The 24,751-nt window shown below is 65.1% G+C and carries 26 protein-coding genes, 2 pseudogenes and 1 other annotated feature; of the genes and pseudogenes, 15 read left to right on the top strand and 13 right to left on the bottom strand.

Annotation, left to right across the window (positions count from 1 at the left end; genetic code table 11):
- Window positions 1-29: 29 nt before the first annotated feature.
- From MOK15_RS12875 to MOK15_RS12885, 3 genes are all read right to left on the bottom strand, one after another.
- Window positions 30-3,125 (bottom strand): DUF4982 domain-containing protein, encoded by a 3,096-nt coding sequence (locus MOK15_RS12875; RefSeq protein ID WP_242931977.1) that lies wholly within the window; start codon window positions 3,123-3,125, stop codon window positions 30-32.
- A gap of 109 nt (window positions 3,126-3,234) precedes the next feature.
- A complete protein-coding gene (locus tag MOK15_RS12880) occupies window positions 3,235-3,699 on the bottom strand; it encodes a low molecular weight protein-tyrosine-phosphatase (RefSeq protein ID WP_242931978.1) in 465 nt (154 codons plus the stop codon).
- The gene (locus MOK15_RS12885; RefSeq protein WP_242932747.1) at window positions 3,696-5,147 is read right to left on the bottom strand and encodes an ATP-binding protein; all 1,452 of its coding nucleotides are present in this window, start codon (window positions 5,145-5,147) and stop codon (window positions 3,696-3,698) included. Before MOK15_RS12885 ends, MOK15_RS12880 begins: the two co-directional genes overlap by 4 nt.
- A gap of 114 nt (window positions 5,148-5,261) precedes the next feature.
- On the opposite strand from MOK15_RS12885, the gene ppc reads away from it, so the two are divergent.
- Window positions 5,262-7,964: a phosphoenolpyruvate carboxylase gene (gene ppc, locus MOK15_RS12890; RefSeq protein WP_242931979.1), complete on the top strand. Its 2,703-nt coding sequence runs from the start codon at window positions 5,262-5,264 to the stop codon at window positions 7,962-7,964.
- Window positions 7,965-8,034: 70 nt separating this feature from the next.
- Here ppc and MOK15_RS12895 read toward each other — a convergent pair whose 3' ends face one another.
- The gene (locus MOK15_RS12895; RefSeq protein ID WP_242931980.1) at window positions 8,035-9,189 is read right to left on the bottom strand and encodes an FAD-dependent oxidoreductase; all 1,155 of its coding nucleotides are present in this window, start codon (window positions 9,187-9,189) and stop codon (window positions 8,035-8,037) included.
- 419 nt (window positions 9,190-9,608) lie between these two features.
- Here MOK15_RS12895 and MOK15_RS12900 point away from each other — a divergent pair, with 419 nt between their 5' ends.
- Window positions 9,609-9,959 carry a hypothetical protein gene (locus MOK15_RS12900; RefSeq protein WP_242931981.1) on the top strand — a complete coding sequence of 117 codons (351 nt, stop codon included), beginning with the start codon at window positions 9,609-9,611 and terminating at the stop codon, window positions 9,957-9,959.
- A gap of 32 nt (window positions 9,960-9,991) precedes the next feature.
- On the opposite strand, the gene pspF is transcribed toward MOK15_RS12900, so the two are convergent.
- Complete coding sequence (gene pspF / locus MOK15_RS12905; RefSeq protein ID WP_242931982.1) at window positions 9,992-11,020, bottom strand: phage shock protein operon transcriptional activator; 1,029 nt, start codon at window positions 11,018-11,020, stop codon at window positions 9,992-9,994.
- Window positions 11,021-11,204: 184 nt separating this feature from the next.
- On the opposite strand from pspF, the gene MOK15_RS12910 reads away from it, so the two are divergent.
- The 8 genes from MOK15_RS12910 to MOK15_RS12945 all read left to right on the top strand — a co-directional run bounded on the left by MOK15_RS12910 (window position 11,205) and on the right by MOK15_RS12945 (window position 14,040).
- Window positions 11,205-11,378 (top strand): hypothetical protein, encoded by a 174-nt coding sequence (locus tag MOK15_RS12910; RefSeq protein WP_242931983.1) that lies wholly within the window; start codon window positions 11,205-11,207, stop codon window positions 11,376-11,378.
- A gap of 86 nt (window positions 11,379-11,464) precedes the next feature.
- Window positions 11,465-12,133: a phage shock protein PspA gene (gene pspA / locus MOK15_RS12915; protein ID WP_242932748.1), complete on the top strand. Its 669-nt coding sequence runs from the start codon at window positions 11,465-11,467 to the stop codon at window positions 12,131-12,133.
- 4 nt (window positions 12,134-12,137) lie between these two features.
- Window positions 12,138-12,407, top strand: a complete 270-nt coding sequence (gene pspB / locus MOK15_RS12920) for an envelope stress response membrane protein PspB (RefSeq protein WP_242931984.1) — start codon at window positions 12,138-12,140, stop codon at window positions 12,405-12,407.
- 1 nt (window position 12,408) lies between these two features.
- Window positions 12,409-12,789 (top strand): envelope stress response membrane protein PspC, encoded by a 381-nt coding sequence (gene pspC, locus MOK15_RS12925; protein WP_242931985.1) that lies wholly within the window; start codon window positions 12,409-12,411, stop codon window positions 12,787-12,789.
- A gap of 34 nt (window positions 12,790-12,823) precedes the next feature.
- Window positions 12,824-13,114, top strand: a complete 291-nt coding sequence (locus MOK15_RS12930; RefSeq protein ID WP_242931986.1) for a hypothetical protein — start codon at window positions 12,824-12,826, stop codon at window positions 13,112-13,114.
- 29 nt (window positions 13,115-13,143) lie between these two features.
- Entirely contained in the window at window positions 13,144-13,488 is a 345-nt protein-coding gene (locus MOK15_RS12935) for a hypothetical protein (RefSeq protein ID WP_242931987.1), read from the top strand.
- Between the two features lie 38 nt (window positions 13,489-13,526).
- Entirely contained in the window at window positions 13,527-13,778 is a 252-nt protein-coding gene (locus tag MOK15_RS12940; RefSeq protein WP_242931988.1) for a hypothetical protein, read from the top strand.
- A 28-nt stretch (window positions 13,779-13,806) separates the two neighbouring features.
- A complete protein-coding gene (locus MOK15_RS12945; RefSeq protein ID WP_242931989.1) occupies window positions 13,807-14,040 on the top strand; it encodes a hypothetical protein in 234 nt (77 codons plus the stop codon).
- Window positions 14,041-14,082: 42 nt separating this feature from the next.
- Here MOK15_RS12945 and MOK15_RS12950 read toward each other — a convergent pair whose 3' ends face one another.
- Window positions 14,083-15,291, bottom strand: a complete 1,209-nt coding sequence (locus MOK15_RS12950) for a UbiH/UbiF/VisC/COQ6 family ubiquinone biosynthesis hydroxylase (RefSeq protein ID WP_242931990.1) — start codon at window positions 15,289-15,291, stop codon at window positions 14,083-14,085.
- Window positions 15,292-15,431: 140 nt separating this feature from the next.
- Between MOK15_RS12950 and MOK15_RS12955 the strand changes: the two are divergent.
- The 3 genes and pseudogenes from MOK15_RS12955 to MOK15_RS12965 form a co-directional block, all read left to right on the top strand.
- Window positions 15,432-16,028: pseudogene (locus MOK15_RS12955) on the top strand (IS481 family transposase); the annotation flags it as partial.
- A 78-nt stretch (window positions 16,029-16,106) separates the two neighbouring features.
- A protein-coding gene (locus MOK15_RS12960) for an IS3 family transposase (RefSeq protein WP_242931456.1) occupies window positions 16,107-17,335 on the top strand; the annotation gives its coding sequence in 2 pieces (ribosomal slippage) (window positions 16,107-16,395 and window positions 16,395-17,335; 1,230 coding nt in all).
- Window positions 16,388-16,502: a sequence feature (AL1L pseudoknot), on the top strand. Its footprint overlaps the gene before it by 115 nt.
- Window positions 17,336-17,376: 41 nt before the next feature.
- Window positions 17,377-17,703, top strand: a pseudogene (locus MOK15_RS12965) (integrase core domain-containing protein); the annotation flags it as partial.
- A gap of 64 nt (window positions 17,704-17,767) precedes the next feature.
- Here the strand turns inward: MOK15_RS12965 and MOK15_RS12970 are convergent.
- Entirely contained in the window at window positions 17,768-18,859 is a 1,092-nt protein-coding gene (locus tag MOK15_RS12970; RefSeq protein WP_242931991.1) for a branched-chain amino acid aminotransferase, read from the bottom strand.
- A 156-nt stretch (window positions 18,860-19,015) separates the two neighbouring features.
- On the opposite strand from MOK15_RS12970, the gene MOK15_RS12975 reads away from it, so the two are divergent.
- Both MOK15_RS12975 and MOK15_RS12980 read left to right on the top strand, forming a co-directional pair.
- The gene (locus MOK15_RS12975) at window positions 19,016-20,035 is read left to right on the top strand and encodes a beta-eliminating lyase-related protein (protein ID WP_242931992.1); all 1,020 of its coding nucleotides are present in this window, start codon (window positions 19,016-19,018) and stop codon (window positions 20,033-20,035) included.
- Entirely contained in the window at window positions 20,028-20,924 is an 897-nt protein-coding gene (locus MOK15_RS12980) for an EamA family transporter (RefSeq protein ID WP_242931993.1), read from the top strand. The genes MOK15_RS12975 and MOK15_RS12980 overlap by 8 nt, the downstream gene beginning before the upstream one ends.
- Here the strand turns inward: MOK15_RS12980 and MOK15_RS12985 are convergent.
- The 6 genes from MOK15_RS12985 to MOK15_RS13010 form a co-directional block, all read right to left on the bottom strand.
- Entirely contained in the window at window positions 20,921-21,088 is a 168-nt protein-coding gene (locus tag MOK15_RS12985) for a hypothetical protein (RefSeq protein ID WP_242931994.1), read from the bottom strand. The genes MOK15_RS12980 and MOK15_RS12985 overlap by 4 nt on opposite strands.
- Before the next feature lie 89 nt (window positions 21,089-21,177).
- The gene (locus tag MOK15_RS12990; protein ID WP_242931995.1) at window positions 21,178-21,975 is read right to left on the bottom strand and encodes an SDR family NAD(P)-dependent oxidoreductase; all 798 of its coding nucleotides are present in this window, start codon (window positions 21,973-21,975) and stop codon (window positions 21,178-21,180) included.
- Between the two features lie 12 nt (window positions 21,976-21,987).
- Window positions 21,988-22,347: an iron-sulfur cluster assembly accessory protein gene (locus MOK15_RS12995; protein WP_242931996.1), complete on the bottom strand. Its 360-nt coding sequence runs from the start codon at window positions 22,345-22,347 to the stop codon at window positions 21,988-21,990.
- On the bottom strand, window positions 22,347-22,796 hold the full coding sequence (locus MOK15_RS13000; RefSeq protein ID WP_242931997.1) for an SUF system Fe-S cluster assembly protein: 450 nt from the start codon (window positions 22,794-22,796) through the stop codon (window positions 22,347-22,349). The genes MOK15_RS12995 and MOK15_RS13000 overlap by 1 nt, the downstream gene beginning before the upstream one ends.
- Entirely contained in the window at window positions 22,793-23,998 is a 1,206-nt protein-coding gene (locus MOK15_RS13005; RefSeq protein ID WP_242931998.1) for a cysteine desulfurase, read from the bottom strand. Before MOK15_RS13005 ends, MOK15_RS13000 begins: the two co-directional genes overlap by 4 nt.
- Entirely contained in the window at window positions 23,995-24,747 is a 753-nt protein-coding gene (locus MOK15_RS13010) for a SufD family Fe-S cluster assembly protein (RefSeq protein WP_242931999.1), read from the bottom strand. The genes MOK15_RS13005 and MOK15_RS13010 overlap by 4 nt, the downstream gene beginning before the upstream one ends.
- Window positions 24,748-24,751: the final 4 nt, after the last annotated feature.

Genomic DNA, 24,751 nt, shown 5'->3' on the forward strand with positions numbered 1-24,751 from the left:
ATTGATGATAGGGCCTTACCAAAAAAGGGTCAACGCACCGGCCCGTGGAACTCCGCCTCGACAATGCCCAGATGCCAGCCCGGCGGCACGGCGTCGGCCCCGGTGTCGCCCGCGGCCTTGGCATTGTTAAGCTCCACCACCTTGCCGAATGCGTCCCGATCCGCCACCGGGCCGGTCTGGCGGATGCGCAGGGTCCGGCCGGTGGTTGCGGGAAAGTCCAGCGTCACATAGCCCAGCGACCGGTCGGTTGTGCCGTGCCAGACGCTCTTGCCGTCGATGCTGATATCCAGCGGATAGGCGCGCGAACGCCATCCCACCAGCTTGAGGTCGACCGCATTGAGTTCGACCGGCTGGGCAAAGCGATAGTCGATCCATGCGGTGTCCGGCCGGCCGTCGCTCGACCAGCGGGTCAGCTCATTATCGTCGAACGACTGGTTCGCCTCTGCCTGCCCGGAGCCTGCGCTGGTCTGCTGCGGCATATGGCTGGTGCGATGCGGCTGGAAGGACGGCCCCGCCGGAGTCGGCCCGCGCACCAGCGATCCTGGCTGATGATCTTCGGGGAAATCGTCGGACAGGCCGCCCGTCGCTGGCTTCACCGCCTTGCCCGCGATCGACAGGCGGGCGGGGGGCAGACCCGGTGCGGTCACGGTTAGGTCGACCGCCCCGGCTTTCGTCCCGGCGCGCAGCAATATGCGGTTGATCCCGCCTTCCAGCGGCAGATCCCGCGACAGGATATAGTTATCTTCATCGCGCGCCGTGCCGGCGTAGCTGGTCGTGCCGTCGACTGCATGAGCCTTGGTCACAACGGCCTCGCCGACGGTTTCGCCCGCGCGCCGCTTGCCGGTGGAATCGCCCTGGGCGATGCCACCGCGCCACTGCGCCGGACCGTTCAGCGTGAAGTGCAATGGGCGATTGTCGATCGGCACGCGCCGCCCCTGCACATCGACGGCCTCGACATCGACCAGCGCGATGTCCGCCCCGTCCATGACGAAACCGCGCGGCGAGACGTGCGGCGTCAGTTTCAGCGCCACGACGGGGCCTGTGGTTTCGAGCCTATATTCCGACGCGCGACCATCCTTGCGGGTCGCCACCGCGCGCAGCGTTCCCGGCGCGAACGCCACATCCTTCCAGCGGAAGAGGAAGCTGTCGCTGCGTTCGCCCTGGCCCAGCGAATGGCCATTGAGGAACAGTTCGACCGCCTCGCCATTGGACACGACCGTCACATCCTTGCGCGTGCCGGGCGCATAGGTCCAATGGCCGATAATGTGGGTGGCGGGCGTGATGCTGTCGACCCAGTCGCTCCACATCACCCTATGCGCGAAGAAGCCCTGTTTGGGGATGCGCACCGCGTCGACCTCGCCCGAGCGGCGGTAATTATTGTCGCCGCGATAATGGGTATTGGAGTCGCTGAAGATGATGTTGACCCCACCCGAACTGACCCGCGTCCCCGTGCCCGGCCGCATCCGGTAATAATCGTTCCAGCGCCGCACATCCTCGATCGCGTGGCTGTCCTGATTGCGGTTATAGTCGGGCGCATCCTTGTGGAAGGGCGGGCTATAGTCGTCCTGATAGAGCCGGGCGCCCTCGTCCCGCGAATATTCCATCGCCCACATCGGATGCTTCGCGCTCTTGTTGATGTAGAGCATCTCGCCGCCATATTCGGCGATCTTGCTGTCCAGCATCTCGCGCGACCCGATCGCCCGGCCGCCATGCGGGTCATAGTGGTCGCGAATGGCCTTCAACTCGGCCATATGCGCTTCGCTGATATTCTCGTTGCCCCCTTCATAGAAGAGGATGGAGGGGTTGTTGCGGTTGTAGATGATCGCGTCGCGCATCACTTCCTTGCGCTGCTCCCAGCGCCGGCCGCTGGTGTCGCTTTCCGCGTCGCCCGCCGGCATGGCCTGCATCAGTCCCACGCGATCAGCCGATTCGATATCCTGCCTGGACGGCGTCACATGCATCCAGCGCACCAGATTGCCGCCGCTCTCGACCATCAGCGCGTTGGAAAAATCGCTGATCCAGGGCGGGATCGACACGCCGACCGCAGGCCATTCGTTGGACGTGCGCTGGGCATAGCCATGAACCTGGATGGCCCGGCCGTTGAGTTCGACCATGCCGTTGCCGAAGCGCGTCTGGCGAAAGCCGGTCCTGGTGTCGATGCTGTCGATCACCCTGCCCGCTTCGACCAGGCTGGTGGTCACGGTGTAGAGATAGCCATAGCCCCAGCTCCAATAATGCAGGTCGCCGACCGTCTGCGCGGCGGAGAGGGTTGCGGTTTCGCCCGGCGCGACCTGCGTTTCGGCGCTGTCATAGCGGGCGACGCGCTTGCCCGACGGATCGCGTATCTCCACGCGGACGGTCAGGCGGCGCGCGTGGTCGCTTTCGTTGCGGACCTGGGTTTCGGCATGGATGGTGGCGCTGCGCCCGTGCAGGTCGAAACCGTCGGCCCAGACATATTGGCCCGTGGTGCCCAGTCCGGAAAAGAGCGGCAGCGTCTGGTAGACCGGGCCGGTCAGGTGCAGCCGGACATTCTTGGTGATGCCGCCATAGTTGACGTTGAAATTGTCGTTGTTCCACTGGAAGCCGCTGCCAGAGGCGCGTTCCTTATATTTCCAGTCATTGTCGACCCGCACCGCAATGACATTCCCGCCCGGCCGCAGCGCCGCCGTGATGTCCGCGCCAAAGGCCATGACGCCATTTTCCGACAAGGCCACCGACCGGCCGTTGACCCAGATTTCGGCGGCCTGCCGTACGCCCTCAAACTCCAGCAGCGCCTTGCCCCGTGGCGCGCCGCGCGGCAGGGTGACGCGCTTGCGATACCAGGTGATGCCGGTCGATAGTTGCTTGATGTCGCGGCCGAAGGCCTCCGTCTCGTTGAAGGCGTTGGGCAAAGTCACCGGGTGCCAGCTACGATCGTCGAAGTCCGGCTGCTGCGCCCCGGCCTGGTCGCCGGTGGTGCTCAGCCAGCCGGGATTGAGATTATAGGTGCGGCGGGGAGAGGCTACGGCGCGGGAGGCGTCATGGGCAAAAGCGGACACCGACATGGACAGGTCCGCAGCCATTGTCAGCAGAGCCAGCCCGATGAGCGCACCGCCCGACTTCCACCGGTCATGCCCGTTTCCCATGCCCTGCCCTCTCCTGATCTGGTCAGGCCAGTTTGACGGAGTTCAGGCAAGCGGTCAACCACAATCCCAAAAAGCGGCGCAGTGGTTCACATGTTAGAATGAAATGACTTCAGCGTGCCAGTTGCGCCACGATCGCCCTGGCCGCCCGCGTCACATCGTCCCAGGTGATATCGAACCCGGCATCGTCGCCGAAATAGGGATCGGTGACGCCGCTGCCCTCGCGCCCCGGCACCAGGTCCATCAGCAATTGCAGGCGCGCCCTACCGTCCGAAGGGCGGATGCGTTTCAGGTTACGCAGATTGTCCGCATCCAGTGCGAAGACATGAGTGAAGCGGCGGAAATCCTCCGCCGTCACCTGCCGTCCGCGATAGCCCGAAATGTCGATCCCCTGCCGCAGGGCGACGGCCTGCGCGCGGGTGTCGGGCGGGCTGCCGACATGCCAGTCGCCCGTGCCGGCCGAATCGACGATCAGGTCCAGCCCTGCCTTCGCCGCCTCCGCCCGCAGCGCCGCTTCGGCCAAGGGCGAACGGCAGATATTGCCGAGGCAGACGAAGAGGATGGCAGGATCGCTCATCCGTCCGCCGCCGCTGTGGACAGGCCCAGGCCCGGCACGCCGATCGATCGCTTGCCCGAAAAATCGGTGCGCGCGACGATGACGCCCAGCTTTTCCATATAGTCGATCAGCCGTCGCACCCGCCCCGGCGAACTGGTGCCATAGGCGCGCGCCAGAGCCGTGTCGTCGGGGCAGGGCTGCCCATCCAGCGCCGCGCGCGCGATCAGCAGGAAGGGAGCGAGCATATCCTCCGGCACCGGATCGGCGGCTTTGATCGCATCCTGCCAGCGCGGGTCGTCGGCGTCGGCCATGCCCGCCTGCGCCATGGCGAAGCGCTTGCGGAAGGCGGGCAGGTCGAGCGGCGAGCGCTTCAGGCCCTTCATCCGGCAACGTACGCCGAAATCCTGGAAGAGGGCCGACACGCTGGGCGCGGCCTCGCCCAGATCGGCGACGATATCCTCCAGCACGGCGATGACGATCGGCTCATTCTGGCCGAAGTCCAGTTCCGGCGCGGCGGGCTTTGCCGACGGCACATCGGCCAGCGCGCGCATGATCTCCTCTGCGGCGCGCGGCGGCGGATCGGCGCGGGGCGGGGGAGGGGGCAGCGCTTCTTCCTCGACATTGGCGAAGAGCAGTTCCTGAAAATCCTCGCCGGTCGTGACTGGGGGCGGCATCAGCTTGTGGGTGCCGCCGCGCGTGCCGGTCTTGACCGCGCCGATCTTCACCGCCACCGGGCGGCGCGCGATCGCGGGGCCAAGGCCCAGGAAGCGGCCGCGCTCCAGATCGCGGATCTGCTCGGCCTGCCGCCGCTCCATGCCCAGCAGGTCGGCCGCGCGGGCCATGTCGATATCCAGAAAGGTGCGCCCCATCAGGAAGTTGGACGCCTCGGCCGCGACATTCTTGGCGAGCTTGGCGAGCCGCTGGGTGGCGATCACGCCCGCCAGACCGCGCTTGCGCCCGCGGCACATCAGGTTGGTCATGGCGGCGAGGGACAGGCGGCGCGCTTCGTCCGACACATCGCCTGCGGAGACGGGCGCGAACATCTGCGCCTCGTCCACCACCACCAAAGCGGGATACCATTGGTCGCGCGGCGCATCGAACAGGGTCGACAGGAAGGTCGCGGCGCATTTCATCTGCGCTTCCAGTTCCAGCGATTCCAGGCTCAGCACCACCGACGCGCGATGTTCGCGGATGCGCGCCGCCATCTTGACGATCTCGCGCTCATTATAGTCGCCCGCGTCGATCACCACATGGCCATATTCGTCGGCCAGCGTGACGAAATCGCCCTCCGGGTCGATCACCACCTGCTGCACCATCGGTGCGCTTTCCTCCAGCAGGCGGCGCAACAGATGCGATTTGCCCGACCCTGAATTGCCCTGGACGAGCAGACGGGTGGCGAGCAATTCCTCCACGTCGACCAGAACGGCATTGCCGTTGCTGTCGGTTCCTATGCTGATGCTGGCGGTCACGACTGCGTCTTTGGCCCAGCCTGTGGCATGGGCGCAACCCGCTTTACGCGAACCATGCGGTGAAGGGCGGATTTCCTTGACCATCTCGGTGTTGCGATGCAGCATCGGCCGCCTATGGCGACTCTGTTATCCACCCCCGCATCCCCTGCCATCACGCAGAATCCCGACATCCGTTATCTGGGCCGCCTGCTGGGTGACGTCATTCGCGCCTATGGGGGGGAGAAACTCTACAAGCAGACCGAATATATCCGGTCCGCCTCGGTCGATCGGGCGCGGGGCATCCAGGGGGCGGACGTCACCGATACGGGGCTTGCCGCGCTCACCCTGGACGACACGCTCAATTTCACGCGCGGCTTCATGCTCTTCTCGATGCTCGCCAACCTGGCCGAGGACCGGCAGGGCGTGGCGGCCGAGCCGGGGGCGGACGTCGCCTCGGTGCTGGAACGGCTCGAATCGCATGGCATTGGCAAGGATGCTGTGCTCGACCTGCTGGCCCATTCGCTGATCGTCCCGGTGCTCACCGCCCACCCGACCGAGGTGCGGCGCAAGAGCATGATCGACCACAAGAACCGCATCGCGGACCTGATGCACATCAAGGATGCGGGCCGGACCGAGACCGACGATGGCGAGAATCTGGACGAGGCGATCTTTCGCCAGATCGCCCTGCTCTGGCAGACGCGCCCGTTGCGGCGGGAAAAATTGTTCGTTCAGGACGAAATCGACAATGTCCTGACCTATTTTCGCGACATCTTCCTGCCGGTGCTGCCCGCCCTCTATGCCCGCTGGGAACGGGTGCTGGGCGCGCGGCCGCAAAGCTTCCTGCGTGTGGGCAACTGGATCGGCGGTGATCGCGACGGCAATCCCTTCGTCCAGGCGGCGCAACTGCGCTCGGCGCTTGGACGCGGTTGCGAAGCGGCACTCGCCTTCTACATGGACGGCGTCCATGCGCTGGGCGCGGAACTGTCGCTTTCGACCGAACTGGCCCATGTGCCGCAGGCGGTGCTGGACCTGGCCGAAGCGAGCGGGGACGCTTCGCCCAGCCGCAAGGATGAACCCTATCGCCGCGCGATTTCGGGCATCTACGCCCGGCTCGCGGCCACCTGCGTCGCGTTGACCGGCGCGCAGCCGGCGCGGCCCTCCAGCCTGAAGGGCGAAGCCTATGGCGCGCCGCAGGAATTGCGCCGCGACCTGGTGACGGTCGCGCAGGGCCTCGCCAGCGAGGGCGACGGCGCATTGGCGACCGGCGGCGCGCTCGGCCGCCTGATCCGGGCAGTCGAAACCTTCGGCTTCCACCTCGCCACGCTCGACATGCGGCAGAACAGCGCCGTGCATGAGCGGGTCGTCGCCGAACTGCTGCGGCAAGCCGGGGTGGAGGCGGACTATCTCGCCCTCGACGAATATGCGCGCATCGCCCTGCTGCGCCGGGAACTGGCAAACAACCGGCCGCTGGGGTCGCGCTTTTCCGACTATTCGGAAGAGACGGCGTCGGAACTGGCGATCGTCCATGCCGCCGCCGAAGCGCATCGCGTCTACGGTCCGCAATGCATCACCCATTATATCATCTCCAAGGCCGAAAGCGTGTCCGATATGCTGGAGGTCAACATCCTGCTCAAGGAAGCGGGCCTGTGGCGCGCGGGCGCGGACGGTGCGCCGCCCCAGGCTGCGATCATGGCGATCCCGCTGTTCGAGACCATCGCCGATCTGGAGGCCGCGCCGTCGATCATGACCGCCTATTTCGGTCTGCCCGAAATCGCGGATGTGGTGCAGGCGCGGGGCCATCAGGAAGTGATGATCGGCTATTCGGACAGCAACAAGGATGGCGGCTACATCACCTCCACCTGGGGCCTGTACAAGGCGAGCCAGGCGCTGGAGCCGGTCTTTGCCAAGGCGGGTGCATCGATGCAGCTTTTCCACGGCCGGGGCGGCGCGGTCGGGCGCGGGGGCGGGTCCGCCTTCGCGGCGATCCAGGCCCAGCCCAAGGGCAGCGTGCAGGGCCGCATCCGCATCACCGAACAGGGCGAGGTGATCGCCGCCAAGTTCGGCACGCGCGACGTCGCCATGACGAACCTGGAGGCGATGACCAGCGCCACCCTGCTCGCCAGCCTGGAGCCGGAGGGCATTTCGCAACATGATGCCGCCCGTTTCGCCGGCGCCATGGACGAACTGTCGAAAAACGCCTTCGCCGCTTATCGCGACCTGGTCTACGACACGGAGGGGTTCAAGGATTTCTTTCGTCAGTTGACCCCGATCCAGGAAATTTCCGGCCTCAAGATCGGTTCGCGCCCGGCCAGCCGCACCAAGAGCAGCGCGATCGAGGATCTGCGCGCCATCCCCTGGGTGTTCAGTTGGGCGCAGGCGCGCGTGATGCTGCCGGGCTGGTATGGCGTGGGCCATGCATTGGCGGCGTTCGAGGACAAGGCGCTGCTGGCCGACATGGCGCAGAGCTGGTCGTTCCTCAAGTCTGCGCTCGCCAATCTGGAAATGGTGCTGGCCAAGTCGGACCTGGGCATCGCCGCGCAATATCTGCCGCTGGTCGAGGATCAGGGGCAGGCCGAGAGCTTCTTCGGCCGCATCCGCGAAGGCTGGGGGCTGGCCCATGATGGCCTGCTCGCCGTCACCGGCCAGTCGCGGTTGCTGGAAAAAAGTCCAAGCCTCGAAACCTCGATCCGCCTGCGCCTGCCCTATATCGAGCCGCTGAACCTGCTCCAGGTGGAATTGCTGAAACGCCACCGCGCCGGTGAGGATGATCCGCGCATCAAGGAAGGGATCGAACTGTCGATCAACGCCATCGCGACGGCGCTGCGCAACAGCGGTTGAGGGGCAGGGGGAACAGGGCAGCGGCCGACTATCGCCGTCGCTTCTTGTTCTTCTCATGACTTCCGGACGATCAGGCCCAGAATTGCGCCAGTTTCTGTACGGATGCGGCGGCGGCTTCATGGTCGACGTCTTCGTTGGCGTCGCCATAGCCGAACCATTCGTCCTGTCCGACCTCCTGGACGACGATGCCGTCGCGACGTGCGAGCATGGACAGCGCCCCGTAATAGATGCCGTAGGTCGCCCCGGCCTGCGGGATCAGCCATGCGATCTGCCCGCGCACGGGCACGATGCTCTCGTCGCGCCATAGCGCCCGCGCACCATAGCCGGTGCAGTTGATGATCGCCTTCTGCTTGAGGCGGGCAAGCTCACCGGGTTGGTGAAACTCCATCGGCACGATGCGGCCACCGGCAATCAGGAAATCATTGGTCAGTTGATGCGCCAGGTCGGCGACATTGAAGGTCAGCGAACTGTTGCGGCGGACAAAGGCGGGGCGGAAGGGATGCGTGCCGGGCGCCATGTCGACCGATCGCGGCATGATGTCGCGCAGCCGGCTTTCCAGGTGGAGAAACTCGTCGGGCCGTTCCACCGTCGTCGCAGCCGGTCGGCGGCCCTCGCCGAACGGCGTGTCGGACAGGATATAGCGGTCGGTCCATTCGACCGGATCGCCCGGCAGGCCGAGATAGCTTTGGTATATATTGAAGGAGGCGCGCGCCATCGCTTCCCATCGGGCGCCGAAGCCGGGATCGACGGCCTTCTGCATCGCGACGCGGCTGTCGGGCGACCAGGTGCCCGTGGCGCGGGCAGAGCGGACCTGGGGGAATTGCTCCTTGGCATAGATGGTGACGTTTGCACCGGCCCGCTGCGCGGTGAGCGCGGCGGTGATGCCCAGCGCACCCGCGCCGATCACCGCCACGTCGCGGATGCCGTCGGCCAATGCCATGCCCACCGCGATGTCGGCCGACCCCCAGCTTAGCGACCAGCCGCTGCCGCCATGACCATAATTATGGACGACCCGCTTGCGTCCGACCTCCTCAACCTCGATGCGTGGTCCTGCGGCGCGAAAGGGGCGCAGGCAGACGGTCGTGCGGAAAATGCGATCGGGGGTCGCGCGGATCGGCTCGATTCCGGCGAAAGGATCGAAGGGAGCGACCGCCCGTGCGGCGGTTGCGAGCGTGACTGCGCCCAGGCCGCCGATCGTCCGCCCCAGAAATGCCCGTCTGTCCATCGACTGTCCCCCACATCCGGCTGAGAGTTTGTCTCGAAATGCGCCTTTGGCGCATCCGCACTGGCCCACACCCCCACCCGACCGCCCAGACATGGTATCCTGATGGGCGGTCGGGTGGGGGTGTGGGCCGGTGCGGCCTTTCGAAATGCGCTCTTTCGCGCATTTCGAGACAGGCTCTGAGATAAAACGAAGTTTCCCGGCATAACCGCAACTATGCCGACGGGCGCCCTGTCGCACAAGCGCTGGCCCCGCGCCCGCAACGGGCGGGAGCAAGGGGCCTCTGCCCGCCATGTGGGTGAAAAAACCGCTTCTGCGATGGCCATGCCGCCCAAACTATTGGCCTGCGTGATAATTTCCGGTTGATCGCGGGCGTTGTTCGTGAAATTCTTATGACAGGGTCATATAAGGAGGACGGGGTCTTGGCGACGATATTGGACGATCGGGGGCAGGGGCGCACCGGTTATGCCAAGCGGATCAGCAGTCACCTTGCGGCCGCGCTCGTCACTTTCTGCCTGCTTCAGATTTTCATCGTCGCGAAGATGGGCGGATCGCTCGCCCTGCATCTGGGCATCATCATTGCGATAGGCGGCTATGCCGTTGCCGCGCGCGCGCTGGAACGGCGCTGGCAGATGCTGGAACAGGGCGGCCTGTCGCGAGGCGGCCTGGCATTGCGTTTCCGGCGCGACCTGCTGCAGCTTTGGGGCGCCAGCCTGGTCGGCGCGCTGCTGTGGATTCCGGTGGCGATCATCTTCCGCTTCCTCTTCGGCTGACCGCTCGCCAACATTGGGCGGGCAATGATGATTTATCCCGCGCTCAGCCCATGTTTCTTCATGCAATGGCGTAACTGGTCATAGGTCAGGCCCAGGCCCTTGGCCGTCGCGCGCTGGTTGTAGCGATAGCGCTCCAGCGCCGCCCGCACGATCGCCGCTTCATGGGCATCGACCGCCATGCGCAGATCGTTGATCTCCTCGACCGCCAGGGTTGAAGAGGCCGGCGCGGATAGCGCGGTTTCCGCATGGGGTTCCGGGTTCGCCCTGGGCATCAGCGGCTGCGGCTTCCATGGCGAGGCGAAGGGGTCGAAGGTGATGCGGCTGATCGGTCGCGTCGGCTCGTCCCAGCGATAGACCGCCCGTTCCACTACATTGCGCAATTCGCGCACATTGCCCGGCCAGCCATGGCCTTCCAGTTCCGCCTGGGTCGCCGCGGTAAAGCCCGGCCATTGCGGCCAGTTGAGTTCGGCCGCCATGCGCCGCCCGAAATGATCGGCCAGTACCGATATGTCGCCTTCGCGCGCGCGCAGCGGGGGCAGGGTGATGACCTCGAAACTCAGCCGGTCGAGCAGATCGGGGCGGAAGCGACCGGCATCGGCGGCGGCGGGCAGATCCTCGTTCGTGGCCGCGACGATGCGCACGTCGACCGTCATCGGCCGCGACGCGCCGATCCGCGTCACCTCGCCATATTCGATCACGCGCAGCAGCCGCTCCTGCGCCGCCATCGACAATGTGCCCAGTTCGTCCAGGAAGAGCGTGCCGCCATCCGCTTCCTCGAACCGCCCCGGCCGCGCCCGGTTGGCGCCGGTGAAGGCGCCCTGCTCATGGCCGAACAACTCCGCCTCGATCAATGTCTCAGGCAGCGCGGCGCAGTTCATGACGATCAGCGGTTCCCCCCATCGGGGGGAGAGGTGATGGAGGCGCTCGGCGATCAGTTCCTTGCCGGTCCCGCGTTCGCCGATCACGAGTATGGGCCGGTTCAACTCGGCCGCACGGCCCGCCTGTTCGACCGCATCGAGAAAGGCGAAGGACTGGCCGACGAACTGGGTATTTTTCTCCATGCGCCAACTTATGGTGAAATTTCCCACTCCTTGGCAAGTGGTATATCGACGCAACCTGACCGAATGCATGAAAAATCCCGAAAATCCGCCAATTTTCGAAATTGGCACGCCCCCTGCAAAGTTACGGGCAATCCGCATCGAAACGCGGAAAGCATATGAAGGCCAAGGTTCAGGGAGTAAGACTATGGAAAAGCAGACCAACAGCATTCGCGAAATCGGCCAACTGATGTCGGTCGCCATCGCCGCCGTCCTGTTCGGATCAACCATGATCCTTTCGGCGGTCGGTCCGGCCCGCGCCAGCGAAGCCCCGATACTCGCGACCCAAGCTACCCCTGCGACCCTGCGCTATCTGGCGTAGGGATCGCGATACCCCGGCCGGGGCGGGAATGCCCCCTCTCGCCCGCCCCGGCACTTGATATAGAAGAGACGACCAGGAGTATAATGATGGGTATTTTCTCCCGCACCCGCGACATCATCGCCGCCAATGTGACCGACCTGCTCGACAAGGCGGAAGACCCCGCGAAGATGATCCGCATGATCATCCTCGAAATGGAGGAGACGCTGGTCGAGGTGCGCGCATCGGCGGCCCGAACCATCGCCGACCAGAAGGAAATGCGCCGCCATATCGCCAAGCTGGGCGCGCTGCAGGACAGCTGGACCGACAAGGCGCAGCTCGCGCTGTCGAAGGATCGCGAGGATCTGGCCAAGGCCGCGCTGGTCGAGCGCCAGAAGGCGACCGACATGGCCGATCATCTCTCCCACGAGATCGAGACGCTCGACGATGCGCTCAAAGCCGCCGAGGAAGATATCGCCAAGCTGCAGGCCAAGCTGCGCGAGGCGCGCGCTCGCCAGAACAGCCTGGTGACCCGGATGCAGAGCGCCGAGAACCGCCTGCGCGTCCGCGAAGCCTATGCCGGCGAGAAGGTCAATGAGGCCTTTGCCCGCTTCGACATGCTGGAACGCCGCGTCGACATGGCCGAGGGCCGCGCCGATGCGATGAGCCTGGGCCAGCAGCCCAAGACGCTGGAAGAGGAAATCGCGGAGCTGAAGTCGGCCGACAAGGTCGATGCCGATCTCGCCGCGCTCAAGGCCTCGATGAACAAGGAAGCCTGATACCATGGAAGACGTGTTTCTGCCCGTGGTCGTGTGCGGCATGTTGTTCATCGGTATGCCCTGGCTGATCTTCCACTATGTCACCAAGTGGAAGCAGGCGCCCAAGATCACCGATGAGGATGAGCGGCTGCTGGACGAACTCCACCTGCTCGCCCGCCGCCTGGAGGAAAGGCTGCTGACGGTCGAACGGATCGTCGCCGCCGACAACCCCGATTTCCGCCCGCAACGCCCGGTACAGGGTGATGACGATTATAATTTCGACCGGAGGAACTGACATGAGCGCCCGCCGCACCAAATTCTATCTCGACAAGCAGAATGGCAAGTGGATGGGCGTGTGCTCCGGCATCGCCGACTATACCGGGATCGACGTGGTCTGGGTCCGGGTCGGCGCGGTGCTGGTGACGCTGATGGGGGCCTTCCCCTGGACGCTGATCGCCTATTTCGCCGCCGCCTATTTCGCCGACAAGAAACCTTTGGGCCTCTATGCCGACCGGGACGACGAGAAATTCTGGCAGGGCGTGCGCACCAACCCGGCGCGCTCCACCCGCGACGTCCGCTCCAAATTCCGCGACATCGACCGCCGCCTCGCCGACATCGAGATCTATTATACCAGCCGCAACACGCGCCTGGCGGACGAGATTGACAGCCTGCGCTGAGCGCCTGGGAACATGATAGCAGGGAGTTGCAGTGATGAATTTCGCGGGACCGACCTTCGTACTGGCCATTGTCGCGATGTCGACCCTTGGCTGGATGTTCACCACCTGGGTTCGCGCGCGCCACGGTTATCCCGTCGAAAATGAATGGACGGGAACCGTTCATCGAACCGATCCCGACGCCGGTCGAAAAATCGACCTTCTTTCAAATGAAAACGAAAAGCTGACCGGCCGCATCAGTCGCCTTGAGGAACGCATCGCCGTGCTGGAGAGGATCGCCACCGATCCTGCCGCCCGCACCGCGCGCGAGATCGACGCGCTGCGCTGACACGGACGCGCGAAGGGGAGTAGAGGATCATGAACAAGACCGACATGGTGGATGCCATCATCATGCCCAACCTGCCGTGGATCATCGGCGGCGGTTTGCTGATCGGCGCGATGGCGGTGGCCGGCTGGATCTTCACCACCTGGCTGCGCGTCCGCCACGGCTATCCGCTGGACGGGGCCTGGGGCCAGGCGGTCTATCCGCAGAAGAATGAGGAAATGGTCGAGCGCATCAAGCTGCTGAGCCAGGAAAATGCCCAGCTCCGCGCCGAGATCGGATCGATGAAGGATCGGCTCGCCGTGGTGGAGCGGATCGTCACCGATGAAAGCCATCAACTGAACCATGAGATCGAACGGCTGCGCGGCCCCGCCAACTGAGATTCGGACAACCGACGCGCCAATAGGGAGTGAGACATATGAATCCGTTTGAAATGGTCGTCGCCATCGTTGCGATCGCTTCCATCGCCAGCGTCATCCGCGCCAAATATGGCGTCGTGCGCCGGGGCAGGGGCGAAGAATTGATCCAGCGCGGGCCGGATCCGGAAGCGGAACGGCTGCGCGCCGAGGTGAAGGCGCTCAAGGACCGGGTGGCCGTGCTGGAACGGCTGGCGACGGACGGCTCCAACGCGCTGGAGCGGGAATTTGAAAAACTCCGGGACCGCGACTGATCGCGTCTGTCCGGACAGGGAGGCTTATATGCAAGACCCCTATCTCTATCTTACCCTGGCGGCGACCGGTCTGGCTGGTCTCGCCATCATCGCGACCGCCGGGCTTCGCGGCTGGAATGGCTGGCTGGAACTGAAGCGTGCGGAACTGGGCCGCCGCGTCGAAGAGGCCGCGCCGCCTTCGGCCGTTGCCCGGATCGAGGTCGCCGACCTCAAGGAACGCATCCGCAAGCTGGAAGCCATCGCTGCGGGCGTCGACCTCTAAATGGCAATGCGGGGCGCCTGCCGGCGCTCCGCATTTCAGTTTTTACACCATCTCGCCGGTCAGCAGGCGGGGCAAAGCACCGGACTGGCCCCGCGCTTCGGCCATGAAGCGGTTCTTGAGCAGCGACGTGCGCTGCACCGCCGCCAGTCCCGCCCGGCGCACCAGCGAAGGCAGGCGTCCCGGCACGTCGAACAGGCGGACCAGTCCATCCATCGCCACGCTGGTCATCATCGCATCCAGCCCGCGCCAGCGCTGATAGCGCGCCAATAACTGCGCATCGCCCGGATCGAGACCGAGGCGCATTCCGTCCACCAGCACCTCGACCAGCGCGGCCACGTCGCGGAAGCCCAGGTTCAGCCCCTGTCCCGCGATCGGATGGATGGCGTGCGCGCTGTCGCCGACCAGCGCCAGGCGCGTGTCGGTGATGCGGGCGGCATGATGGAAACCCAGCGGATAGGAAGAACGCGGCCCGGCAAGGCTGATCTCACCCAGGAAACCGCCGATCCGTTTTTGCGCTTCGGCCAGCCAGGCGCGCTCGGAGAGCTTCATCATCGCCGGCGCCTGCTGCGTTGGCACGGTCCACACCACGGCGGAACGGGTGCCGGGCAGCATCGGTAGCAGCGCGAAGGGGCCGCCGGCATAGAAAATCTCATAAGCCGTATTGGCGTGCGGCACCTCATGGTCGATCGCCGTCACCATGGCGCTGTGCTTATATTGCCAGCGCGTGGTGTTGATGCCTGCTGCCTCGCGCGTGGGGCTGTTGCGTCCCTCCGCCGCGACCAGCAGCGCGCCCTGGATCGTCGCGCCGCTCGCCAGCGTCAGCGTGACGCCATCCTCATTGCGATCGACATGGGTCGCACGGTCGGGCTGGAAGCGGGTCAGGTTTTCGGCGGTGGCCGCCGTCTGCGCCAGGGCGATGCGCAGGTCGCGATTGGGGACCATCGTCCCCATCACGCCATCATCCGCGTCCGGCGCGAAATCGAGCGCGCCCGGCTCCAGCCCGTCGCTGACCCAGATGCGGTCTATCGGGCAGCCCTTGCCTTCCAGATGCTGGCCCACGCCGATCGCCGACAGCATGGCGAAACTGGTCGAACTGATCGCCGACACGCGCCCGTCGAAGCCGGCGGCGGTCGTGTCGACCGGATCGGCCGGATCGATCACGGCGGTCGTCACGCCATGGCGGGAAAGAGCGATGCCCAGGGTGAGGCCCACCAGGCCCCCGCCCAATATCACGACGTCGAAGTGTTCCATGGGGGAGTGTCTAGGCGCTTGGGAGGGGATTGGGAAGCGACCTGGATCAAATAGCATGTGCTCCTGCGAAAGCAGGAGCCTAGGTGTATAGTCCCATCATGTGATGGTGTAGATTTGACCTCATCACAACGGAGGGAGCTATGGGCCAGGTTCTCCACGGCAGCGCCAAGACCACGCACGCCATTCGAGGCGAGCTACAGCGATCGCAAGCTTCGGTCGCGAACCTCGCGAAGCGATACGGGATCAACGAGAAAACCGTCTTGAAGTGGCGCAAGCGGCAGTCGGTCGAAGACCTGCCGATGGGGCCAAAAGAGCGCCGCAGCACCGTCCTCTCGCCCATGGAAGAAGCCGCTATTGTTGCTCTGCGCGTACAGGCGAGGCTTCCGTTGGACGATGTTTACATCGCGCTGAAGGACGTGATCCCACATCTGACGCGGTCGTCGCTGCATCGCTGCCTGCAGCGGCACGGGATCAGTCGCCTGCCCAAAGCGGACCGCGAGAAACCCAAGAAGTTCAAGGCCTACGAGATCGGCTATTTCCACATCGATATCGCCGAACTGCGACACGAGGGCGGCAAGGCTTTCCTCTATGTCGCTGTCGATCGCACATCAAAGCTGGTCTTTGCCCGCATCTATCGCAGGGCGACCAAGATGGTGGCAGCCGGCTTCCTCAAATCGCTGATCCGCACAGTGCCCTACAAAATCCACACTGTACTGACTGATAATGGCGTGCAGTTCGCTCAGTTCGAGCGCGGCACGGGTCTGAAGCGTCCCGGGTTTTCCGGAGGCTCCGAACTGTGAGAAGGAGCATCCGGTATGAGCAAGATGGGAAACAGATTTTCGCCTGAGGTCCGTGATCGAGCGGTGCGAATGGTTGGCGAGCACCGTGCGGATTACGGCTCGGAATGGGAGGCGATGAGTTCGATTGCCTCGAAGATCGGCTGCACGGCCGAGACGCTGCGCCGCTGGTGCCGCACGGAGGCAGGCCGACGGGCGGCACCAGCGGCGCAGGGTGTTGATGATAAGGCCCGGCTCAAGCTGCTGGAGCGCGAGGTCAAGGAGCTCCGTCGAGCCAACGAGATCCTTCGCAAGGCGTCGGCATATTTTGCGATGGCGGAGCTCGACCGCCGCGAGAGATGATGATGTCGTTCATCGACGTCCATCGCGAGGACCTGGGTATCGAGCCGATCTGCCGCGAACTGGCGATCGCCCCGTCCTCCTATCACGAACACGCGGCCCGTCTTGCCGATCCGGCGAAGCGTTCCGCCCGTGCGCGCCGGGATGACGACATGTGCGAGCAGATCCGGCGCGTTCACGAGGCCAGCTTCGGACTCTACGGCTCGCGCAAGGTCTGGCATCAGTTGCGGCGCGAGGGCCTTGATGTCGCCAAGTGCACGGTCGAGCGACTGATGCGTAGCATGCGGCTGGCCGGTATTCGTCGAGGGAAGAAGACGACCACGACCGTCAGCAATCCCAAGGCGCCATGCCCGCTCGACAAGGTGAACCGGGAGTTTCGTGTGGACCGGCCGAACGCCCTGTGGGTAGTCGATTTCACCTATGTCCACACCTGGGCAGGGTTCGTTTACGTGGCCTTCGTGATCGATGCCTATGCGCGGCGCATCGTGGGCTGGAAGGTCAGTACTTCAGCCACGGCCGGGTTCGTTCTGGATGCCCTTGAGCAGGCGATCCATGCGCGCAGACCCGGCCCGGATGACGGCTTGATCCACCACAGCGACAGGGGCGTGCAATACCTCGCCATGAACTACACCCAGCGCCTGGCGGAGGCCAACCTCGTGCCCTCGGTCGGCAGCGTCGGCGACAGTTACGACAATGCTTTGGCCGAGACGATCAATGGCCTTTACAAGGCCGAGGTCATCTGGCGCCAGCGGTCCTGGCCAAGCGCATCGGCGGTGGAAATGGCGACGCTGAGCTGGGTCGACTGGTACAACAACCATCGCCTTTTCGGCCCGCTCGGCTACATCCCACCCGCCGAGGCCGAAGCTAACTACTATGCGGCCATTGAGACCCTCGATATGGCTGCCTGAGTCAAACTGCACAGCCTCCAGAAAACCCGGGACGCTTCAGTCTGATCTTCCCGCACATCTTCGGTCGTGTCGCCCAGGAGAATGGTATCGAGCATCGGCTGACCAAGCCCTACCATCCCTGGACCAACGGTCAGGCCGAACGCATGGTGCGGACCATCAAGGAAGCAACCGTCAAATCCTTCCATTATGCTTCCATCGTCGAGTTGCGACGACACGTCCGTGACTGGCTGATAGCCTACAACTTCGCCAAGCAGCTCAAGGCTCTCAGGTTCAAAACCCCTTACGAGGCCATCGACGAACTCTGGAAATCAAAGCCAGACGTCTTTATCGTCAAGCCACACCATCACATGATGGGACTAAACAACTAGGGCGCCAAAGCACGCCGTTCGACCCTGGGCTCCTGCTTTCGCAGGAGCACGCAGAGTCCCGAATTTACACCGTGCGCACCCAGCCGGCCGGATCGGCGACGGTGCCGCGCTGGATGCCCGTCAGTTCCGCGCGCAGCGTTTCCGTCACCAGCCCGCCATCGCCATTGCCGATGGTGAAGTCGCCGCTGCTGCTCTTGACCGTGCCGATCGGCGTCACGACCGCGGCGGTGCCGCAGGCGAAGGCTTCGCGCAGCTTGCCGTTGACCGCATCCGCGCGCCACTGGGCGAAGCTGTATGGCTCCTCGCGCACCTCATGCCCCTTGGCGCGGGCCAGGCTGATGATGGAGTTGCGGGTGATGCCGGGCAGGATGGTGCCGGCGAGCGGGGGCGTGACGATCGATCCGTCCTCCATCACGAAGAAGACGTTCATGCCGCCTAGTTCCTCGACCCACTTATTCTCGGCAGCGTCGAGGAAGACGACCTGGTCGCAGCCATGGCCGATCGCTTCCTTCTGCGCCACCAGCGACGCGGCATAGTTGCCGCCGCACTTGGCAGCGCCCGTGCCGCCGCGCGCCGCGCGGGTGAAATGTTCCGACACCCACAGGGTCACGGCTTTCTTGCCGCCCTTGAAATAGGCGCCTGCGGGCGAAGCGATGACGCAGAAAATATATTCATTGGCCGGACGCACGCCCAGGAACGCCTCGCTCGCGAACAGGAAGGGGCGCAGATAGAGGCTGCCTTCCCCCGACGGAATCCAGTCGGCGTCGGTCTTCACCAGCAATTCGATCGCTTCCAGGAACAGATCCTCCGGAATCGCCGGCATCGCCAGACGCTCGGCCGATTCGACGAAGCGACGGGCATTTTCCTCGGGGCGGAACATGGCGATGCTGCCATCCTCCAGCCGATAGGCCTTCATCCCTTCGAAGATTTCCTGCGCATAATGCAGCACTGCGCAGGCGGGATCGAGCTGGAAGGGTTCGCGCGGGCCGAGGGCATGGCTGTGCCAGCCCTGCCCTTCGGTATAGCGGATCGTCACCATATGGTCGGTGAAGAGCCGGCCGAAACCGGGGTCTTCAAGCAGTATCGCACGCTGGTCCGCCGCCACAGCCTGGCTGTTGCGGGTGACGGTGAAGCGCGACTTCTGCTCGGCGGCCATGGTGAGTCTCCTTTTCTGGCTCGGACGGGGCCGCCTATGTCACAGAGCGGCTCATGAAACAATTGGTCATATGTACTGACCCATTTTTCCGGAAAAGTGCCAGTCGCGCCCACCTGGACTCTTCCCGCGCCGCAACCGCCCCGCTATCGCTGGCCGATGCACTTTTTTTCCGACAATGCCACGCCGATCTCCCCCGAAATCCTGGCCGCGATCGCCGCCGCCGACCGGGCCGACCATGGTTATGATGGCGACGCATGGAGCGCGCGGCTGGACGGCGCTTTTTCGGACCTGTTCGAAACGCGGGTGAAAGCGCTGTGGATATCCACCGGCACGGCGGCGAACAGCATCGCGCTCGCCTGCCTCTGCCCGCCCTATGGTGGCGTGCTGACCCATGAGGAGGCGCATATCGTCGTCGACGAATGCGGCGCGCCCGGCTTCTTCACCCATGGCGCGACGCTGATGCCGCTGCCGGGGGAGGGTGCGAAGCTGACGCCCGAAACAATGATCGAACGGTTGAAGGCGATCCGCCCCGACGTGCATCAGGTGCCGGCGCGCGCGATCAGCATCACCAACGCCACCGAATATGGGCTGGTCTACACGCCGGAGGAGGTCGCGGCGCTGGGGGATGTGGCGAAGGCGCATGGCCTGGGCTTCCACATGGACGGTGCGCGCTTCGCCAATGCGGCGGCGCATCTGGCCTGTGCGCCCGCCGACGTCACATGGCGCGCGGGCGTGGAGGCGCTGAGCTTCGGCTGCGTCAAGAATGGCGGCATGGTGGGCGAGGCTTTGCTCTTCTTCGGCCCGCAGGCCGAGGCGCGCGCGGTCGAGGCGAAGCGCTGGCGCAAGCGGTCGGGCCATCTCTTTTCCAAGGGGCGCTATCTCGCCGCGCAGATATTGGCGATGGTCGAGGACGATCTGTGGCTGCGCAACGCCCGCGCGGCCAATGCCGCGGCGCAGGCCCTGGCGGAGGCGGCGACCGGACGGCTGATGCATAAGGTGCAGGCCAATGAATTGTTCGTGCGGCTGACGGCAGAGGAGGCCGCCGCCCTGCGCGCGCAAGGCTTCGATTTCTACGATTGGGGGGAGGGCGCGGCGCGGCTCGTTACCAACTGGGCGCAGGATGCGGCGAGCGTCGTGCCGTTGGCGGCAGCGCTCCGGGCGCTTGACCATGGCTGAGGACAGGAGGGGCGGTGTCGCCCTGCCCTTCATTCTGGTGACGCTGATCTGGAGTTCGACCTGGATCGTCATCCGCGACCAGATCGGATCGGTTCCGGCCAGTTGGTCGGTCTGTTATCGCTTCCTGCTCGCGGGGGTCGCCATGGCCGCCTTTGCCAAATGGCGCGGCGTTCCCCTGTGGATCGGCTGGCGCGGCCTGGCCTATGCCGCGCTGCTGGGCGTGGCGCAGTTCGTGCTGAACTTCAACTTCGTCTATCGTGCGGAATATTATCTCACCTCCGGCGTGGTGGCGGTCGTCTACGCGATGCTGCTGATCCCCAATTCGATCCTGGCCTTCCTCATCTTCCGCCAGCCGGTCGGCCGCGCCTTCATCGGCGGGTCGGTGGTGGCGGTGACGGGCATCGTCCTGATGTTGGGCCATGAATATCATGCGGCGACGGTGCGGCCCGATATGGTGCTGCTGGGCGCGGCCTTCTCGTTCGCCGGGCTGATGAGCGCATCGACCGCCAATGTCATGCAGGGAATGGAGATCGCCCGACGGCTGCCGATGGTGGCGGTGCTGGCCTGGGCGATGCTGATCGGCGCGGGCGTGGACGCGCTCTTCGCCTGGGTGACGGTCGGGCCGCCGACCTTCGATCCGCGCCTTGGCTATATATTGGGCGTCGGCTGGCTGGGTCTGGCCGGGTCGGTCGTGACCTTCCCGCTCTATTTCACCCTGATCCAGCGCATGGGCGCGGGCCGCGCAGCCTATACCAGCGTCCTCATCCCGGTGATCGCGATGCTGATCTCCACCATGGCGGAGGGCTATCGCTGGTCGGCGCTGGCGATGATCGGCGCGGTGCTGGCGGTCGCCGGGATGGCGATCGCGCTGCGTTCCAAGGCGGCTTAGCGGAAGGCGCCCGGTTGGTAGCGCAGCTTGGCGGCGTTCACCTTGTCGAGCAGGCTGGCGATCGATTCGGACGACGCGGCGGCGCGACCGGGCGCGGAATGATCGTGCATCCTATGGCTGAGCGCGGAAAAGGCCCTGTCGATACGGGCGTCGATGCGGGTCATGGGACTTCCCTTGTGAAGCGATGTCCCCCTTTTCCGCCAGTCCGGTTAACAAGGCGTAAACCATGAGGCGGGCCGCATCGGAGGCCGCATCAGAAGCAGGCGCGCAGCCCTTCGCGATAAGTGGGATAGCGGGGGGACCAGCCGAGCAGGCGCTTGGCGCGGCCGTTCGCCACCCGGCGGTTTTCAGCGTAGAAGGACCGCGCCATCGGGGAAAGCTGCGCCTCCTCCAGGCTCAGCAGCGGCGGGAGCGGCTGGCCGAGGATCGCACAGGCTTCCTCGATCAAACGGTTTTGCGCGCAGGGCAGATCATCGGACAGATTGTAGATGCCGGGCGGGCCGCGGCGGAGCGCGGCGACGATGCCCGCGACGATATCGTCGATATGGGCACGGCTGAACACCTGATCGGGCAGGTCGATGCGATGTGCGCGTCCCTCCCGCACGCGGTCGAGCGCCGAACGGCCGGGGCCGTAGATGCCGGGCAGGCGGAAACGGCGGATGTCGGGGCGGAGCGCACCCCAATCGGCATCGGCCTGCGCGCGCGCGACGCGGTGGCCCAGGCGCATGGGGCTGGATTCATCGACCCAGGCGCCCGCCGCATTGCCATAGACGCCGGTGGAGGAGAGGTAGCCGGTCCAGATCGCGTGGGCGGCTCCTATGGCAGGACCGTAGCGGGTCAGGACGGGATCGACCTCGCCTTCGGGCGGGACGGAGGAGAGGATGTGGGTCGCCTGCACTATGGCGACGCGGACGGCGCTGTCGTCATCGAAGGCGAAGGTTTCGGCATCGGCCGCGCGGCGGACGCCGGTGATGCGCCAGCCTTCGGCGCGCAGGCGGGTCGCGAGGCGCGATGCGGTATAGCCCATCCCCAGGATCAGCATATGGGGCATGGGCGGCGATCCTCAGACCGTGAAGCTCTCGCCGCAGCCGCAACTGCCCTTGGCATTGGGATTGTTGAAGACGAAGCCAGCGGTGAAGTCGTCCTCCACCCAGTCCATGGTCGATCCGATCAGGTAGAGCACCGACGCACCGTCGATATAGAGGACACCGCCGGGCGTTTCGATCTTCTCGTCGAACCTGGCTTCCTCGCGCACATAGTCGACCGAATAGGCAAGGCCCGAACAGCCGCGCTTGGGCGTCGACAGCTTGACCCCGATCGCGCCTTCGGGCGCCTGGGCCATCAGGTCGGCAATGCGCTGCTGCGCGCTCGGCATCAGGATGACGGCGGCAGGACGGGCGCGAACCTTGGTTTCGACGGTCATCAGAGCATCCCCAGTTCGAGCTTGGCTTCGTCCGACATTTTCTGCGGGTCCCATGGCGGGTCCCAGACGAGGTTGACCTGTGCGTCACCGACGCCCGGCACCGCACCGACGCGCAGTTCGACTTCGCCCGGCATGGATTCGGCGACCGGGCAATGCGGCGTGGTCAGCGTCATGGTGACGACGGCATGGCCGTCCTCCGTCACGTCGACGCCGTAGATCAGGCCCAGATCATAGATATTGACCGGAATTTCCGGGTCGTAGATTTCCTTGAGCGCATCGATGATCGCTTCATACAGGTCGCCGCCCGGCTCGCCCTTGGGGGCGTCGGATGGCTGTGCGCTCAGGAACCCGTCGAGATAATCGCGCTGGCGCGGCTCCTCGACCCGCGCCTTGGGCGGTGCTTCGACGGCGTCTACTTCTTCCACCATGATCCTGTTTTCCTCGGTCATCCGAAGATCTTCCTTACCCGTTCAAGTCCCGCGACCAGCGCATCCACATCGCTTTCGTCGCTATAGATGCCGAAGCTCGCCCGTGCGGTCGCCTCAACGCCCAGATGGCGCATCAGCGGCTGGGCGCAATGATGCCCGGCGCGGATCGCGACACCCGTTTCGTCCAATATGGTGCCGACATCGTGCGGATGCACCCCCTCGACCTCGAAAGAGAGGATGCCGGCCGAATCTTCCGGCCCGAAGACGCGCACGCTGTTGAGGCTTTGCAGCGCGGCCCGCGCCTTGGCCACCAGCGCGCCTTCATGGGCATGGACCCGATCGAGGCCGATGGCCTGCACATAATCGATCGCCGCCGACAGGCCGACGACGCCGGTGATATGCGGCGTCCCGGCTTCGAACCGGGTCGGCGCGGGGGCGTAGGTCGTCTTCTCGAACGTCACCTTGTCGATCATCGACCCGCCCCCCTGATAGGGCGGCATGGCGTCGAGCAGCTCCTTGCGCGCCCACAGCACGCCGATGCCGGTCGGGCCGTAGAGCTTGTGCGCGGAAAAGACGTAGAAATCGCAACCGAGCGCCGTCACATCGACGGCAAGGCGCGGCACCGCCTGGCAACCGTCGATCAAAATCTTCGCGCCAACCATATGGGCGATGTCGGCGGCGCGGCGCACGTCGAGCAGGCTGCCCAGCACGTTCGACACATGGGCCAGCGCGACCATCCTGTGCGCGGGCGTAATCATCGCGCGCATCGCGTCGAGATCGATCCGGCCGTCGGCGGTCAGCGGCACGACGTCGATATGGGCGCCGATCTTTTCCGCGACCATCTGCCACGGCACGATATTGCTGTGATGCTCCAGCATCGACAGCAGGATGCGATCGCCGGCTTTGAGCTGCGTCCCAGCCCAGCATTGCGCGACCAGGTTGATGCCCTCGGTCGCGCCGCGGACATAGACGATCTCGCTGTCCGATGCTGCGCCGATGAAGTCCGCAACCTTGCGCCGCGCCGCTTCATAGGCGAGCGTCATATTGGCCGAGCGTTCATAGACGCCGCGATGGACCGTCGCATAATCCGGGCCATAGGCGCGGGCGATGGCGTCGATCACGGCATTGGGCTTCTGCGCGGTGGCGGCGCTGTCGAGATAGTGCCAGTCGCCGACACCAGGGAAATCATCGCGAAGCCGCAAAGTCTGGGCGAGATCGGTCATACCAGCGTCTCCAGCTTGGCGATCGCGGCGGCTTCCAGCCTGTCCTTGACCGCTTCGTCGGCCACATCGTCGAACACGCCGGCGACGAAGGAGCGCAGCAGCAGCGTCTTGGCCGTCGCCGGGTCCATGCCGCGGCTGGCCATGTAGAACAGCGCCGCCTTGTCCAGTTCGCCCACGGTAGCGCCATGCGCGCATTTGACGTCATCGGCGTAGATTTCCAGCTCCGGCTTCGCGTTGGCCGTGGCGGTGCGGTCGAGCAGCATTGCCTTCACCGACTGGAAGGCGTCCGTGCGCTGCGCGTCGCGGGCTACGTTGATGCTGCCCAGATAGCTCCCCGTCGCGCGCTGGCCCAGGATCGATCGGATGGTCTGGCCGCTGGTCGAATCCGGCTTCGCATGGGTGACGGCGGTGATGATTTCCAGCACCTGGTCCCCGCCGCCGATGATCGCGCCGTTCAGTTCGAAATGCGCGTTGCTGCCGAGCGTGACGGTGAAGGTCACGCGACCCAGCTTGCCGCCGATATTCAGCACATGGAAATCGCACCGCGCGCCGTCGGCGATGGTGATGACATAGTCATGCACCGCCGCCACGCCGTCGGTCGCGTCCTGCAACAGGTGATGGCGCGCCGTTTCCCCGGCGGCGACATCGATGCGCGTCGGGGCGGGCAAGGGCCAGATGGCGGCGACAGCCTCCAGATCGCTGTAACGCCATTCCTCGAGCTTGCGCGTGGGCAGGGCGAGGGCGGTCATGACC

Source organism: Sphingobium sp. BYY-5 (assembly GCF_022758885.1).
Taxonomy (GTDB): domain Bacteria; phylum Pseudomonadota; class Alphaproteobacteria; order Sphingomonadales; family Sphingomonadaceae; genus Sphingobium.